Origin of the sequence: Dyadobacter diqingensis, from assembly GCF_024220585.1 — a bacterium.
Classification (GTDB): domain Bacteria; phylum Bacteroidota; class Bacteroidia; order Cytophagales; family Spirosomataceae; genus Dyadobacter; species Dyadobacter diqingensis.
In genome coordinates this window covers 146,303-161,553 of sequence record NZ_JAMXKF010000007.1, presented here as the reverse complement: position 1 = coordinate 161,553, position 15,251 = coordinate 146,303, and the positions used below count along the sequence as shown (strand labels likewise).

The following is a 15,251-nucleotide window of genomic DNA, read 5'->3' as shown; positions in this document are numbered from 1 at the left end:
TAGGAGTCGCCTGGCGTTGAATATTTATTTTTTGCTATCCACAGGAAGCGATAATGGATCTGAAAACCGGCTTGTTTGATTATTTTCCAATAAAAACGCGATAAAATAATTGATGGTTAAGTAAGAAATACCTCCTTGAACACTTTTGTAACCATACATCAGTGTTCAAGTCTCCCTATATGAAAACCAGATTTTTTTACCTCTTTCTATTTATTTTCACCACCAGATTATCGTTTGCGCAAACCACTCAATTCACATGGTGGAACCCTGCCAGCAGCACATTTCCCGTTATTGAAGGACAGGCCTGGCGGAATGACGTTAAAAACCGCTACGACAGATTGCCCGCCCGTGCAGAAAAATTGGTAAGAGATCAGGTCTGGAATTTATCGACACAGGGAGCAGGACTGATGATACGGTTCAGGTCGAATTCCGGAGAAATCAGAGTCAGATATCAGGTGGGAGGTAAACATGCTTTGCCGCATATGCCGTCAACCGGTGTAAGTGGCGTGGATTTGTATGCCATTACCAACGATGGCGACTGGCGCTGGTCAGCGGGAAAATATGCTTTTGGCGATACCATTACTTATAATTTTAAAAATATAGATCCGGTTGATGGAGGACATAAGCTGGGAAGGGAGTATCGCTTGTTTTTGCCGTTGTACAATAATGTAAAATGGCTGGAGATAGGTGTAGCGGAAGGAACGAGGTTTGAGCCATTGCCTGTTCGTCCCGACAAGCCGGTTGTTATCTATGGTACCTCCATTGCTCAGGGAGCTTGTGCTTCGCGTCCCGGTATGGCATGGACATCTATTTTAAGCCGCAAACTTGACGATCCGCTCATCAACCTGGGTTTTTCAGGAAATGGCCGTCTTGAAAAAGAGGTGGTAGATATGGTTTCCGAAATTGATGCGAAAATCTATGTGTTGGACTGTCTTCCCAATCTTGTTTCAAGCATCAATTTTACAATGGAAGAGGTAAAAAAACGTATTTTAGATGCTGTGAACGGGATCAGGACAAAGCGGCCTGGGACGCCTATTTTACTGGCAGAACACGACGGATATACCGACGAGGCCATAAATCCGGTAAGTCGCAAGAGTTATCAGGATGTGAATGTTGTAATTCGCGAGGCATTCGCCCAGTTGAAATCAGAAGGTGTAAAAGATATCTACCTGTTGCCGAAAGAGGATTTTCAGCAGGACATCGAGACGATGGTGGATGGAGTTCATCCCACGGATCTGGGCATGATGCGGTATGCGGAAGCTTATGAAAAACATATCAGAAACATTTTACACGAGCCCGTAGGTACTGTTTCGACCACCAAACCCATTACCCAACTACGGGAACTTTATAATTATGATTGGGAGCATCGGCACAAAGAAATTCTCAATTTGAATAAAACCGAACAACCGAAACTGCTTGTCATAGGCAATTCCATCACACACTTTTGGGGAGGAATGCCGAAAGGGCCAAGAGCGACGGGAGAGGAGTCCTGGAATAAGACTTTTGGAGTAAGCGGATCAAGAAATTTGGGGTACGGCTGGGACAGGATTGAAAATGTTCTGTGGCGGGTTTATCATGGCGAGCTGGACGGTTTTAATGCCAAACAGATATTCGTCAACATCGGCACGAATAATCTTCATTTAAATACCGATGAGGAAATCGTAGCCGGATGGCAATTGCTCATTGAAGCGATCAAATTCAGGCAGCCCAATGCGGTTGTGACCATGGTGGGCATTTACCCAAGAAGAGAAAAGGAAGAGCGTGTGGCTAAATTAAACGCCAAATTAAAGCAGCTTGCTAAAATGGGAAACGTGGGTTATGCGGATCCGGGCTTGGTACTGGCGGGGAAAGGTGGCAAGATCGACGAGTCGCTATTTTCGGACGGTCTGCACCCTAATGCGAAAGGATATCAGGTTCTTGGAAAAGCTTATGAGCCATTCATTAAATAAATGGTTCATAAGCTTCTTTTATAAAATCACGCCGATCCCGAACAGGATCACAAACAGGAGCGTCGATAACGCCATTTGTTTAAGATAAGGATCCAGTTCGCTGGCTTTTTGTAATCTTGAAACAGCAAGGCCGTTTTTGATGAAGAACGGAAAGCTCAACAAAAAGATAAGGCTGGTATAACTTGAAAAGTGCTGAACCGTGTAAATAAGGACGCAGGACATGCCGATTAACAGGATTGTCCAGTGGTAAATAATGGCCTTTTCTCTTCCCAAACGGACGGGAATCGAATTTTTACCTGTCGCTTTGTCGGACTCAATATCGCGGATGTTGTTGATGTTCAACACACCGACAGCAAATAGTCCGCAACTCGTGGCCGGCAGCAACAGATCCCAGTTCCAGACATGGGTGTGCAGATAACTGCTTCCAAGAACGCCCACCCAGCCAAAGAAAATCAGCACAGACAAATCACCCAGTCCGACGTACCCATAAGGACGTTTTCCGGCTGTGTAAGTGATCGCCGCAATAATACAAGCAATCCCGATTCCCAGAAATACCCAGAAAGTATTTGCCGGGGCATCTTTTAAGGCGATATACAACAACGACAGACCTGAAACCAGCGAGAGAATCGAAAACAAAATAATTGCTTTTAACATCGTTGCAGCCGGAATACTTCCGGAATGAACGGCTCTGCGCGGTCCTTCGCGTAACTCCGTGTCTTTTCCGTTTACAGCGTCGCCATAATCATTGGCAAAGTTGGAAAGTATTTGTAGAAGCGTCGTGGTCAAAACACTTAACAAAGCAACGGGCCAGCTGAACTGACCCGTTGATGCTGCTAAAAAACAGCCCATTAAAATACATGAAAGCGCCAAAGGCAACGTACGTGGTCGGGCTGCTTCTATCCAGAATTTCATTTTTACTGATATACTTAAATTAGGCCTGAGCCTTTTGTTCAACCCAGGCAATTATTTTTTCGGCATCTTCGAGGCCGGCTGTTGCTACTTTGGAATTAAGATTTCCATCATAACTCATCGCCAGATGCAGTGTATCATAGGCGGCAAGGAACGCTGAAAGGATTTTCTTATCCTGTCTGCCCAGTTCCTCCTTATACCATTCTACACTTTTACGCCCTCTTTTCTTATCACCCAAAACAGAATCTAATGCTACGAGTACGCCTGCATAGGCCGTGTGGCCTGCCATTTTTACATACTTCCTATCCTGATAGTACCCGTTTTCTTTCCGGGCCTTGTCACTCAGGATATCCCTCGCATTGGTAAGGTGTCTTTTTGCTTCCAGTAACTCTTTCATAAATTAATGTGTGTGTGGTGAATAAAGAATTATTTCTTTACGATCATATTCCTACCGCTTTCAGGAACTCAGGATCCGTTGGCAATATTTTTGAAGCGAAGAAGTTTGTAAGCTCTCCTTTTTCGTTCACTACGTATTTGCAGAAATTCCAGGTTGGCACCTTATCATTCCATCCGTTCAATTCTTTTGTCGAAAGCCATTTGTAGATAGGTGCCTGGTCGTCGCCAAGAACCGAAACTTTCTCAAACATCGGGAAAGAAACACCATATGTTTTTGAGCAGAATGTTGCAATTTCTTCGCTTGTACCTGGTTCCTGGCCACCAAAGTTATTGGCAGGGAAACCCAGCACAACTACTTTATCACCATGGTCTTTGTTGAATTTTTCCCAGTCAGCATACTGTTTTGTATAACCGCATTTTGAAGCAACGTTCAGAATTACCACTTTTTTCCCTTTGTATTTGCTCAAATCAACCACCTGGTCGCCCACAAGGGATTTAACCTTGAAATCATACAGGGATTGTTTGGCAACAATATGCTCGGCAGGTTTCTGTGCAATCTCACTTTTGTCGGCAAAAAGGCCTGCGATAAGCGACGTAATCATAATAAATACTGATTTTAATAAGTCCATAACAAATCGATTTGGTTAAGCAATAGGTGAAAAATGTGAGTTACGATAAATGATCTTCAACAGATTGAATTCTAACTATAAAATTAACGCAAAAATATGCTTTTACATTCTTTCAGGTACATTTATTCCTAACAACCCCAAAGCTTTATGAATCGTTTCAGCCACTACCTTTGACAAGGCCACACGGAATTTGACAGCTTCCGGATCCGGATCTGCGAAAATCGATACTTCGGCATAAAACTGGTTGTAAACCTTTGCCAATTCATAGGCATACAGGGAAACAACAGAAGGAGCAAATTCATTACCTGCAGCCAGCACACGTGACGGGAACTGTGACAATGTAAAGATCAACTCACGCTCTGCCTGCTGTAATTGATAGGCAGCTGCCGGTAACTGAATGGCAATATCCGACTGCTCGGCCTTGCGGATGATGGAGCGGATACGTGCGTAAGTATACTGAATAAACGGTCCTGTATGTCCCTGGAAATCAATTGATTCTTCGGGGTTGAATAACATTCTCTTCTTCGGGTCTACTTTCAGCAGGAAGTATTTCAACGCGCCGAGAGCAAGCAAATCATACAGATTTTTAGCTTCTTCACTCTCGAAATCGTCAATTTTACCAAGCTCTTGTGTACGCGCAGCAGCCGTCTGAATCATTTGGTTGACAAGATCATCCGCGTCCACAACCGTACCTTCGCGGGATTTCATTTTACCCGAAGGTAAATCTACCATACCATAACTGATATGGTAACACCCTTCTGCATAAGGGCGTCCCAGGCGTTTCAGGATGGCAAACAATACATTGAAATGATAATCCTGCTCATTTCCCACCACCCATAAATAACGGTCATTATGGAAATCACCAAATTTTAGCTCGGTTGTGCCTAGATCCTGCGTGATGTACACAGATGTGCCATCGCCGCGGAGTACCAGTTTTTCGTCCAGGCCTTCGGACGTCAGGTCTATCCAGACAGAATTGTCCTCTTTTTTGTAGAAAACACCTTTTCGTAAACCTTCTTCAATGATGTCTTTTCCTAACAAATACGTGTCTGACTCGTAATAGGTCTTATCAAAACCGACACCGATTTGTTTGTATGTCTGATTAAAACCGGCGTAAACCCAGTTATTCATTTTTTGCCACAAGGCCACCGTTTCAGCATCTCCTTTTTCCCAAAGCAGCAGAAGCTGCTGTGCTTCCAGAATCCAGGGTGCTTTTTTGGCCGCCTCTTCGGGCGTCATCCCTTTTTCAACAAGTTCGGCAATCTGCTTTTTGTATTCAATGTCAAATTTCACATAATATTTGCCGGCCAGGTGGTCGCCTTTGATGCCCGACGATTCAGGTGTTTCACCATTGCCCAGCTCACGATAAGCCAGCATGGACTTACAGATATGAATACCGCGGTCGTTGACCAGGCAGGTTTTTACCACATCATATCCGTTTGCTTTTAAAATCCGTGAAAGTGAATCCCCCAGGAAATTATTACGCAAATGACCCAGGTGAAGCGGTTTGTTGGTATTGGGTGAAGAAAACTCCACCATAACCGATTTCCCGTTCGCAGGAGCAATCCCGAAATCTGCATCAGAGAAAATGCCTCCGAACAATTCAAGCCAGGTTGTATCGCGAAGACTGATATTCAAAAATCCCTGAACCACATTGCAACGATCAACAACCGAAGAACTGGCTTCGAGTTCAGCACCGATAATCTGTCCGATTTCTGCTGGTGCACGTCGTGTTGTTTTGGTTAAAGGGAAGGTTACGAACGTGTAAAAGCCCTCAAATTCCTTTTTGGTGGGCTGTAAGAGGATGTCTTCAACGGTAATGTCGAAATTTTTTTGGATCGCTTTTTGAATGTCAGCTTTCAGTATTGCTTCAATCGTCATGAATATTGTTTTTATAAAATTATGGAAGTGTTAATCAGATAATACCTTACCACGAATTATATTCTAAAACCACCTTTGCTGTCAGTGGTCAGCCGTTGGTAATCGGCGGGGCCGCCCCGGCTAAAATATCATTTCTTGGATTAGCATGACAGCCGAAAGCCGACTGCCGATAGCGTTACAAAAGAAATCGTGATAATGTTTATTAAATAACATTTCTCTAAGTTTTTATTTGATTAAAAATATTTTTACATTAATGACTGTATTACTCTTTTTGACGCAAAATTAGGGTAAATATTGAACACACTCACACCCGGCCCCAAGAAGTTATGAAGAAGCGTTTACTATTTGTCATACAAAGTTGTTTGATCATACAATTTTGCCTTATTGTACCGGCGAAAGTTCTGGCACAATTGGAGCAGTCAGATCGTCTGGAGATTCCTGTAAATTCATCGCGCTCGGAGTTATTTGAAGTTTTTACTTTGGGTAATTCCGGATTGTTGTCATTGATCAGAGGGGATGAAAATTTTGGAAATAAAAATGAAAGCTGGGAGTTTACGCGGTATGATACTTCGCTGAATCCGGTCTGGAGAATGAGTTTTAAGCTTGATTACCGCTATATCCCCGTGATGGCCTATCAGGGCGAGCATTTCGGATACTGGCTTTTTGCGCAACCCGATACGGATCATTTTCTTTTTCTTCAGGTAAATTTCAGCGATGGAGCCGTTGAGACTTATAAGGGGAATCTGTTGTCTGGTATTGACGTCAATCAGTTTAAAGTGATCGGCAGTAAGGCGCTGGTTGCGGGATATCACCGCTCGCGCCCCGTTGTGCTGGTACATTCCTTTTTTGATCATACCACAAGGGTTTTACCCGGACTTTATGAAAAAAATACGGAGCTGAACAACGTAGATATCAACGAGCGTGACGGGATCATCAATGTCATCACGTATGCCTATCGTAAGAAAAACTGCGTTTTTGAGATAAAAACGTATTCTTATGAAGGTAAAATGTTGAAGAAAACTTCCCTGAGCGATCCTAAAAACAGCCTGATATCCGGACAGATCGTGCCTTTGAATGCGGATGATTCCTACCTTATCGGGAATTATTCCGTAGGGTGTACGCCTTATTCTCAGGGTTTATACATTACTCATATTAAGGACAATGAGCCGGAAAGCCCTGCTTTTATTGAATTTTCGGAACTTCAGAATTTTTTCAACTTCATGAAGCCGAAGCGCCGCGAGCGTATGATGGAGCGCATTGGAAAAAGAAAAAGTATGGGGAAAGAAAACCGGTTCCGTTATCGTCTGCTGGTTCATGAGCTGATACAAACCGACGATGAAATTGTGCTTGTGGCGGAGGTTTATTATCCCAATCAGCGCGCTGGCTCGCCGATGGTGACCAATGGGATCACGCGGCCGTATTACGCCCGTTCGCTGGAAGGATACCGGTACACCCACGCAATCGTCTGCGGGTTTGACAGGAATGGGAAATTTAAGTGGGATAACTGTATTCCGATCAAGGATCTGACCAGTTTCGAGCTTCAGGAAATGGTTCAGCTGACGCCGGTGAATGATTATTTTATTCTCGCTTATCCGCAGGAGGGTACCATACACACCGAAGTGATCAACCGCAGCAAGGTGGTGGTGGAAAATGAAAAATTCAAGATCAGTGCCAAATCTGAATCTGATAAGGTACTTAACAATGAAAATGCTTACCTGGCTCCCTGGTATGGTCAGTACTTTCTGGCTTATGGCATGCAGCGCGTTGGCCCGTCATCTATCGGACAAGGCCGGGAAGTTTTTTATATCAACAAGCTTACTTACAAAACAGAAAGCATTAACAAAGCGGAAAATCGCGACGGGAAGGATATTCCGAGATGAGGAATTAAGAATAAAGAATTAAGAATTAAGAATTAAGAATTAAGAATTAAGAATTAAGAATTAAGAATTAAGAATTAAGAATTAAGAATTAAGTTCGCTTTTCCGGTATTCTTCATTTTTAATTCTTCATTATCTAGTCCACCATCCAGATATGGTCGGCTTCAAAACCTTGTTCTTTCCATTCGACAAGTACGCGCTGACTTTCAAGGGTATTGACTTTCATGCCAAAATAATCCGGTTCGATCGGTAACTCGCGGTTGTAGCGGCGATCGATCAGTACGAGCAATTCTACCATTTTAGGGCGTCCGAAGGCTGTCATGGCATCCAGAGCGGCACGAACCATGCGTCCGCTGGCCAGTACATCGTCGATCAGGATTACCCGTTTTCCTTCGATCAGAAAAGGTACGTTCGTTTTGTTCGGTAAAAGGGGGGAATCCCGGCGACGGAAATCGTCGCGATAAAAAGTTGCATCAAGATGCCCCAGTGGAATATCTTTTCGGGTACGTTCCCGTAATTCAGCTACAACGCGCTCTGCAAAGAAAATCCCTCTGGGCTGTAAACCCATAATAACGGAATTGTCAAAATCCTGATGATTTTCAATAAGTTCCTGACATAACCGGCTGGTCATGATCTCCAACAGAGGGCTGCTTAAAATAAGTCGTTTGATAGACATGGTATTATTTTCCTGAATTTTAGCCTAAATTAAGCTCACATTTGTGAAATGTAAAACTTTTCCCTGCAATAAGTATTATTCTCTGATGAAAAGCGGCTGGATTTCGTTCATCGCCGGTACTGTTAATTCTTCAGGAGAATGGCCAAACGATAACTAATTTTCTTCCAGACACAGATTCCTGTAACTTTGAGCCTTAAATTAATAAACTGATGTTTGATCAGACAAATATCAGACGAAGACAACAATTACTTACCGATGAAATACCTGATAGCAGGCCTGGGAAATATTGGCCCGGAATATGCATTTACAAGACATAATATAGGATTTATGGTTCTGGACCGGCTGGCCGCGCAGAACGATTTTAAATTTTCTTTTGAAAAACTAGCTTTTGTTGCCGAGTGGAAGCACAAAGGGCGGCAGTTTTATTTTATTAAGCCAACCACCTACATGAATTTGAGTGGAAAAGCGATCCGCTACTATATGGATCAGTATAAAATACCAAAAGAGAACTTACTGGTGATTGTCGATGAGTTGCAGTTGCCTTTCGGGACTTTAAGAATAAAACCCAAAGGAAGCCACGGAGGACACAACGGATTGAGGAATATTGAGGAAATTTTGGGCACTTCTGAGTATCCCAGACTACGATTTGGTATCGGAAATAATTTTCCTCGCGGAAGGCAAGTAGATTATGTTCTAAAACCTTTTTCCAAGGAAGAAATGGATGAGCTGCCCATATTTTTGGACACAGGATGTGATATAGTGATTTCGTTTTGTACTTTGGGTATACAATATGCGATGAATAATTACAACCAATGATTGTACTTTTTAAAGAATATATAAATATTTCAAGATTGTAATTTATTTGGTTATTTTAAAATACTTAGAATATAATTTTTAAATGTTTATGATAATCAGATGTTAATTGTTATTTTAATGCTTTTTATTTTATAAAATTCCAAACAATATTCTGTTTTGTGCTTTTGTAATAATTTGTAATATCAAAATTTATACTGACATTTGTATATTGAAAGACTGAAATAAAAATTGAATAAATCCATGACGCTGAATTAAATATATATTATATTTGTATTCATATAAGGAATATTTAATTTTATAAGGCTTAGGGTTACTTAAGTTTTAGTGGAGAAAGATTGAGGAATGGTTTTTTTGATCAATCTGAATTTAAATTCGGATCGTATATTGATCAGATAAATTTCAATTTTGTAAAATAAGAAAATTAAAGTATTATTGACAGGATTGTGACTTTATAGAATAATCTTAGTCCAATGTTAGGAATGATTAACAGAGGATTTTAATTACAACGAAATAATTTTGACCTGAACGGTCTAACACCTGATACAAATTTTTAAAGCTATCAGTCTGTAATTCGGGCAAATAAAGATAAGAAAAGGTTAAGGGTTTAGGAATAGTCAGTATAAAGCCGTCTTCATGAGATGGCTTTATCTTTTTATAGGCTCGGCCCAAACTTCTACACGGCGGTTTAGTTTTCTGAGTTCTTCCGACAAATTCTTTTGACTGGGCCTGGTTGATCCATAACCTACACCCTGAATACGATCCGCACTGATCCCTCTTTCCATAAGATAGTTTTTTACCACGGTAACGCGCTGACCGGATAATACCAGATTTTTGTCAAAATCCCCAATATTATCGGTATGCCCTTTCAGCATGATTTTCAGATCCGTGCGGGTTTGAAAGTAGGAAACAATGTAGTCAAGCTGGGACTTCGCATGGCTTTGCAGGGTGTCGTTACTTTGATTGAACAAGACAGTCACCAACGGACTTTCAAAGGTTTCAGGACTGAGACTTACAAGTGATTTAACCTCAGTGGCGCGCGCCGTCGTTCTTACCGGGATAATTTTTGGCTGAAAACCCGCCGCCTGCACCGTTATCCTGTAAGATTCATGTGGTTTCAATTCGAAAGAATAGGTGCCCTTTTGTACCGTGCTTTTGGCTACAAGTGAATCGTTAACGGATTTCCTGACCGAAACCTCTGCATTTTCAACTGCATTAAGATTTTTTCCGTCAAAAACCTTTCCGGTAACCTGAACCAGATTTTTGTTAATCGTCGGTGTTTCTTTTTCAACGGCGTCAGGTTCCTCTCTGACTTTCTCAATTTCCGCGACAGATTCCTTCGGTAATCTGCTGATCGTTTGAAAACTTCTACGGATGAAAACAGGTGTCATAACACGATCATACAGGCGAATCAGCGCCACGGATCCGGCACTTGCCTCATGGTTGGCAACAAGGTCATCCTGGAAAAGATTTAATACCTGATCATTATCCAGCATTCCCTCCGTTCCGGGGTCCTTAAATTCTACTTTTGACAAACCATTCACATACATTTTGATGGTTTTCGTTTCAAAATCCCTGGAATATACATAGTGAATATATTGGTTAGCCCTGACAGGCGCTTTTTCACCAATTGCAAAATCGTAGAAATTCAGCTTGCCGTCATAAATATAACTTCCGTAGTCACTTTTGCGGTTTTTGAAATCGAGGACACGTTTCCAGCTATCGAGTTCTGTAAGTTTGAAATAAATTTCTACGGTAAATGACTTATTGAGAAAACCCTTGGTTTCCTTGTTGTCAAACTGTAACCCGGAATTTTTTTCGAACTGGTAAATAGTCCTGATTAGTTCCGGTACGCCTTTCTCACCGCTTCCCGGTACTTTTTCCTGAATAAACTGCCCTGGCTGCCCTAATTTATGTAAAACCGGCCCTCCTTTTTCAATGGGAGAGAGGCCGTTATTGAAGTCATAAGTCCACTGGTTTTGCGAAAAAGCGGAATAAAAGGAGTGACTAAGAAGAATAACAATAAGCCACTTTATATTTTTTTTACTAATCATCTTCAAAAATATGAAAAAGAGAGGTCGAAGCCGAAATGCTTCTTGTATTTTTGAAACATAATTACTTTTTGAAGTGAAAAATATTTTAATCGGTCTCGTCTTTTCCATTCTGTGGGCCTCGGCTTCTGTTGCAACCAAGTTCGGTGTTCAGTCTGCTTCTCCATTGATATTAGCAAACGTTCGTTTTTTTATTGCAGGTATATTATTGTTGGGTTTTTCTTACACTTTTGGTAAAGATGCGGCCTACCGGCTTCCAAACAGGAAAGAATTTACGCAGCTGGGTTTGTTTGGTTTGTTAAATACGGCTTTGTACCTGGGGCTTTATGTGTATGCCATGAAATACACGGCTGCGGGAATCGGTAGTCTGGCCGTTTCGATTAATCCCTTGATTATTGTACTGTTGTCTGCCTGGTGGCTTGGGCGTAAACCGGCCAAGGCTGAATGGTTGGGGATTGTCCTGGGTATGCTGGGCGTCGCCATCGCAACGTACCCCTTGTTACGTGAAAGTCACACGACGATGCTGGGCATACTGTTGCTCCTGGTGAGTATGATCGCGGTTTCGGCTGCCAGCGTGTATTACGCGACGGTGCAATGGGAGCTTCCTAATCTGTTAATTAATGGCTGGCAGGTGATGCTGGGCGGAATTTTTCTGCTTCCTGTCACGATGATATTCGGAGATTTTTCTGTCACCCACTGGGATGCGCAGTTTTGGGCATCGGTATTATGGCTGAGCCTTGCGGTGTCAATACTGGGGTTGATCTGCTGGTTTTATCTTCTGAGGCTGGATACCGTCCGGGCATCCCTGTGGCTTTTTCTTTGTCCGTTATTTGGTTTTTTCTTTGCCTGGTGGCTCATGGATGAGCCTGTTACAATGTACACGGTCGCCGGAACATTGTTTGTTATCATCGGCCTTTATGCCGGGCAGAGAGCAAAATTAAGCGGGCAGCCAGCGACAAAAAAATAGCGATCCGGGTTTTCCAAACACCAGGTCGCTACCTATTTTTTCAACGAATTGCCTTACTCTGTTTCAATTTCTCCACGAAGATATATTCTGGCTTGTCCGCCAATGTTTACACGGTCGCCGTCGAGTTCACATTTCAGGTAACCTCCTCTTTTTGAAAGCTGCTTCGCGGTAAGTTCTGTCTTAGAAAGTTTTTCGGCCCAATAAGGGATTAAAGTGGTATGCGCTGAACCTGTTACAGGATCTTCATCAATACCCGATTGTGGCGCAAAAAAGCGGGAAACAAAATCCACTTCGTCACCAGGCGCCGTTATAATGATCCCCCTTGCCGGAATAGTAGAAAGGACGATAATATCAAAATCAAGATCGCGCACTTCCGCTTCACTGTCCAGAACGACCATATAATCGGTTTTGCCCTTGTAAACTTCGAGTATGCTAGCCGCTGCCAGACTTTCCATCAAGGCGGGAGGGGGGACGGCAATATGGTACTGGTCTACCGGAAAATTTAGCGTAAGCCAGTTGTCCTTGCGGAGTACGGTCAGCTCTCCGCTCAGCGACGCGAATGTTATCAGGTCTCCCTCAAATCCCTGAATGTTAAAAATAACATAGGCAGAGGCAAGCGTCGCATGGCCGCAAAGTTCCACTTCAACCGAAGGCGTGAACCAGCGGATATGATAACCTGTTTCATTGGGAACGTAAAAGGCGGTTTCTGCCAGATTGTTTTCCGCTGCAATGTTCTGAAGTACCTCATCGGGCAGCCAGTTTTCCAGGGGGACAACGGCGGCCGGATTGCCAGAAAAAAGCTGGCTGGTAAATGCGTCTATTTGGTATATATTTAGTTTCATTGAATTGGGCTCAGGGTGTTAATTTAGTCCAAGGTATTAATTTTTTTTTCGATAAAACGTAGTCAAGGCTGTAATTTTTCAAGAATGTTATTAAAATCTGATAAATTATGCGATTCCCAAACCTCAGGAATACTTGCCAAGAATATCCTTAAAACTTTCTTTTCCCGGGGTTAATCTTTTCAGGTTTTCAATTAGCGTTACGGCACGTTCTACACGCAGCTGACTACTTTTTACACCTGTGATCACGCGGATGATGTATCGCTGTTTTCCTGCAACCAACTGATGAAAACGCTTGCTGCCCTCCGTATCTTGTTCAAGCAGTTCTTTTAATTCTTCCGGGACTTCGAGTCCAAACTCGCTGTCGTCTTTTTCCAGGGATATCAGCACCTCGTCGCCAGGTTTTGCTTTGAGTTGTTTTAACCGTTGGGCGTTTAAGCTGATGTAGGCGTCTCCGTTTCCGAGCGCAGTAAGTCCGCACTGCCATTTTACTTTTTCATTGGCGGTGCACCAAAGCCGGAGTGAAAATGATCCGCCAAGCTGCATAACAATGTCATTGGGTATCAGCAGATACCGCATATTGGCCATGTAATCGAGGCAATCGATTTTGGATTTGAAAACAATGGGCATGGCTATCTTTTCCTGTTTTTCATACGAAGATATACACCGTTGGTCCATCCAAAACCTTCCTGAACCTCATATTCGCCACCGCCGGCTTCCAGATTCGTGTCTGAAACATTATACTTTTCCATCATTTTTCCTGTTCTCCTGAACTCCTTTTCATTTAGTGAAAGCCATTCGGCGCTGAGCTCGTTGGCGGTTTTATGAAAATTGTAATTTCTGAGGCCCTTGTAGGTAATCCATTGCAAAGGTGCCCAGCCGTTCGGCGCGTCCCATTGCTGGCCGGTTTTAATGCCGGTAGTAAGAAGCCCTCCCGAACGCATAAAGTTCAGACGAATGTATTTTCTAACGTAATGCGACTGCTGTTTTCTTGCCAATTTGAAAAATAACGGAAAGGTACCAGCCAGCGTGATGGCATTGGTAAAATCTTTTTTTACAAAATTATAGTCCATATAATAGTTCCGGTTGCTGTCCCAGAAGTACGTTTCCACGGCTTCGCACCTTTTTTTTGCCTTGTTTTCATAAAGCTGAAAACATTCGTACTCATCGTTGAGCAAATAGGCTTCGGCCAGTGTTTTTTCAAGATGATGCATCAGGCAATTCAGGTCAACGGGGATAATGTCGGTGGTTTGAATCGATGAAAAGTCGTTCTCGTTTTCAAACCACCGGCTGCTGAAATCCCAACCCGATTCTGCCGCCGCCCGAAGATGACGATAAACACATTCCGCCGAAACGGGATAACTTTCAACCGCTTCGGCGGCCAGTTCCACATCTTCCCGGAACGCTTCCGGTCTTGGTGAGCACTTGTCATCCCAATATCGGTTCAGTAGGACACCGTTTGGCAGACGGACAACACGGCGGTGCGCAGTGAAATCTTCCGGTTCGGAATTGCCTTCATCCATCCAGTAGTCATATTCCCGCTGCATTTGCGGAAGATATTTTTTTAGTACTTTTTTACCTTCCATTTCGCTGTACAGTCGAATCATCAGCGAAAAAAACGGAGGTTGTGACCGGCTCAGGTAATAAGTCCGGTTGCCGGTTGGCACATGCCCGAAGGTATTGATCAGATAAGCGAAGTTATTGATCATGTTTTCAATCAGATCGACACGCCCGCACTCTTTTAACCCCAGCATGGTAAAATAACTGTCCCAGTAATAAATTTCACGGAAGCGGCCGCCAGGCACTACATAGGGGTTGGGCAGGGGAATTAATGAGCCTCCTCGTTCCTGGTTTTCAGGCTGTCGGGTTAAATAAGGCCAGAGTTTTCGGATGTGCTCCTCGGTTGAAAGGGTTGTGTCGGCGACAAAATCGACTTTTATTTCTGCCGGAATTCTGAAATGTTCATGCACAAAACCGGCAAGATCGAAGCCGGGCTCGTTTTTATGATGATAATATTTTTCAATGATAAACAGCGGGTCGTCCAGGGGGATACAATCGGCAAAAGTTTTGGAATCACTGAAAATATGACTGTTTTGTATATCATTAAACAGGCTTCCGAACAACTCTTCGGGAGAAGTCAGGGCCTGACCAAACGTGACTGAGGGGGCAATGAATCCGAACAAATCTTGTGGCATTTAAGGTTCACAATTATTTAAACTCAACGACGCTGGTTATGGTAAATATAACACATAACCAGCAAAGTT

The 15,251-nt window shown here is 42.9% G+C and carries 13 protein-coding genes; 4 read left to right on the top strand and 9 right to left on the bottom strand.

Annotated elements, in window-relative coordinates; all coding sequences use genetic code 11:
• Positions 1-179 precede the first annotated feature (179 nt).
• A complete protein-coding gene (locus M1L62_RS19155) occupies positions 180-1,949 on the top strand; it encodes an SGNH/GDSL hydrolase family protein (RefSeq protein WP_254561232.1) in 1,770 nt (589 codons plus the stop codon).
• An 18-nt stretch (positions 1,950-1,967) separates the two neighbouring features.
• Here the strand turns inward: M1L62_RS19155 and M1L62_RS19150 are convergent, their stop codons facing one another.
• The 4 genes from M1L62_RS19150 to argS form a co-directional block, all read right to left on the bottom strand.
• The gene (locus M1L62_RS19150) at positions 1,968-2,861 is read right to left on the bottom strand and encodes a 1,4-dihydroxy-2-naphthoate polyprenyltransferase (RefSeq protein WP_254561231.1); all 894 of its coding nucleotides are present in this window, start codon (positions 2,859-2,861) and stop codon (positions 1,968-1,970) included.
• A gap of 19 nt (positions 2,862-2,880) precedes the next feature.
• Entirely contained in the window at positions 2,881-3,255 is a 375-nt protein-coding gene (locus M1L62_RS19145; protein ID WP_254561230.1) for a DUF5618 family protein, read from the bottom strand.
• 43 nt (positions 3,256-3,298) lie between these two features.
• Positions 3,299-3,883 carry a glutathione peroxidase gene (locus M1L62_RS19140; RefSeq protein ID WP_254561229.1) on the bottom strand — a complete coding sequence of 195 codons (585 nt, stop codon included), beginning with the start codon at positions 3,881-3,883 and terminating at the stop codon, positions 3,299-3,301.
• Between the two features lie 102 nt (positions 3,884-3,985).
• On the bottom strand, positions 3,986-5,764 hold the full coding sequence (argS, locus tag M1L62_RS19135) for an arginine--tRNA ligase (RefSeq protein ID WP_254561228.1): 1,779 nt from the start codon (positions 5,762-5,764) through the stop codon (positions 3,986-3,988).
• A 362-nt stretch (positions 5,765-6,126) separates the two neighbouring features.
• Between argS and M1L62_RS19130 the strand changes: the two genes are divergently transcribed.
• Positions 6,127-7,644 (top strand): hypothetical protein, encoded by a 1,518-nt coding sequence (locus tag M1L62_RS19130; RefSeq protein ID WP_254561227.1) that lies wholly within the window; start codon positions 6,127-6,129, stop codon positions 7,642-7,644.
• A 133-nt stretch (positions 7,645-7,777) separates the two neighbouring features.
• On the opposite strand, the gene pyrR is transcribed toward M1L62_RS19130, so the two are convergent.
• A complete protein-coding gene (pyrR, locus tag M1L62_RS19125; RefSeq protein ID WP_254561226.1) occupies positions 7,778-8,317 on the bottom strand; it encodes a bifunctional pyr operon transcriptional regulator/uracil phosphoribosyltransferase PyrR in 540 nt (179 codons plus the stop codon).
• A 255-nt stretch (positions 8,318-8,572) separates the two neighbouring features.
• Between pyrR and pth the strand changes: the two genes are divergently transcribed.
• Positions 8,573-9,133: an aminoacyl-tRNA hydrolase gene (gene pth / locus M1L62_RS19120; RefSeq protein ID WP_254561225.1), complete on the top strand. Its 561-nt coding sequence runs from the start codon at positions 8,573-8,575 to the stop codon at positions 9,131-9,133.
• Between the two features lie 644 nt (positions 9,134-9,777).
• Here pth and M1L62_RS19115 read toward each other — a convergent pair.
• Complete coding sequence (locus M1L62_RS19115) at positions 9,778-11,184, bottom strand: OmpA family protein (protein WP_254561224.1); 1,407 nt, start codon at positions 11,182-11,184, stop codon at positions 9,778-9,780.
• Between the two features lie 73 nt (positions 11,185-11,257).
• On the opposite strand from M1L62_RS19115, the gene M1L62_RS19110 reads away from it, so the two are divergent.
• Entirely contained in the window at positions 11,258-12,148 is an 891-nt protein-coding gene (locus M1L62_RS19110) for a DMT family transporter (protein WP_254561223.1), read from the top strand.
• Between the two features lie 53 nt (positions 12,149-12,201).
• On the opposite strand, the gene M1L62_RS19105 is transcribed toward M1L62_RS19110, so the two are convergent.
• From M1L62_RS19105 to treA, 3 genes are all read right to left on the bottom strand, one after another.
• Complete coding sequence (locus M1L62_RS19105; RefSeq protein ID WP_254561222.1) at positions 12,202-12,990, bottom strand: PhzF family protein; 789 nt, start codon at positions 12,988-12,990, stop codon at positions 12,202-12,204.
• Positions 12,991-13,113: 123 nt separating this feature from the next.
• Positions 13,114-13,617, bottom strand: a complete 504-nt coding sequence (locus M1L62_RS19100) for a YdeI/OmpD-associated family protein (protein ID WP_254561221.1) — start codon at positions 13,615-13,617, stop codon at positions 13,114-13,116.
• A 2-nt stretch (positions 13,618-13,619) separates the two neighbouring features.
• Entirely contained in the window at positions 13,620-15,182 is a 1,563-nt protein-coding gene (gene treA, locus M1L62_RS19095) for an alpha,alpha-trehalase TreA (RefSeq protein ID WP_254561220.1), read from the bottom strand.
• Positions 15,183-15,251 lie beyond the last annotated feature (69 nt).

Bases quoted from the DNA above. Each gene is read 5' to 3' on its own strand.
- M1L62_RS19145 (WP_254561230.1), bottom strand. From the start codon at position 3,255: ATGAAAGAGTTACTGGAAGCAAAAAGACACCTTACCAATGCGAGGGAT.
- pth (WP_254561225.1), top strand. From the start codon at position 8,573: ATGAAATACCTGATAGCAGGCCTGGGAAATATTGGCCCGGAATATGCA.
- argS (WP_254561228.1), bottom strand. From the start codon at position 5,764: ATGACGATTGAAGCAATACTGAAAGCTGACATTCAAAAAGCGATCCAA.
- M1L62_RS19140 (WP_254561229.1), bottom strand. From the start codon at position 3,883: ATGGACTTATTAAAATCAGTATTTATTATGATTACGTCGCTTATCGCA.
- M1L62_RS19100 (WP_254561221.1), bottom strand. From the start codon at position 13,617: ATGCCCATTGTTTTCAAATCCAAAATCGATTGCCTCGATTACATGGCC.
- M1L62_RS19115 (WP_254561224.1), bottom strand. From the start codon at position 11,184: ATGATTAGTAAAAAAAATATAAAGTGGCTTATTGTTATTCTTCTTAGT.
- M1L62_RS19150 (WP_254561231.1), bottom strand. From the start codon at position 2,861: ATGAAATTCTGGATAGAAGCAGCCCGACCACGTACGTTGCCTTTGGCG.
- M1L62_RS19155 (WP_254561232.1), top strand. From the start codon at position 180: ATGAAAACCAGATTTTTTTACCTCTTTCTATTTATTTTCACCACCAGA.
- treA (WP_254561220.1), bottom strand. From the start codon at position 15,182: ATGCCACAAGATTTGTTCGGATTCATTGCCCCCTCAGTCACGTTTGGT.
- M1L62_RS19105 (WP_254561222.1), bottom strand. From the start codon at position 12,990: ATGAAACTAAATATATACCAAATAGACGCATTTACCAGCCAGCTTTTT.
- pyrR (WP_254561226.1), bottom strand. From the start codon at position 8,317: ATGTCTATCAAACGACTTATTTTAAGCAGCCCTCTGTTGGAGATCATG.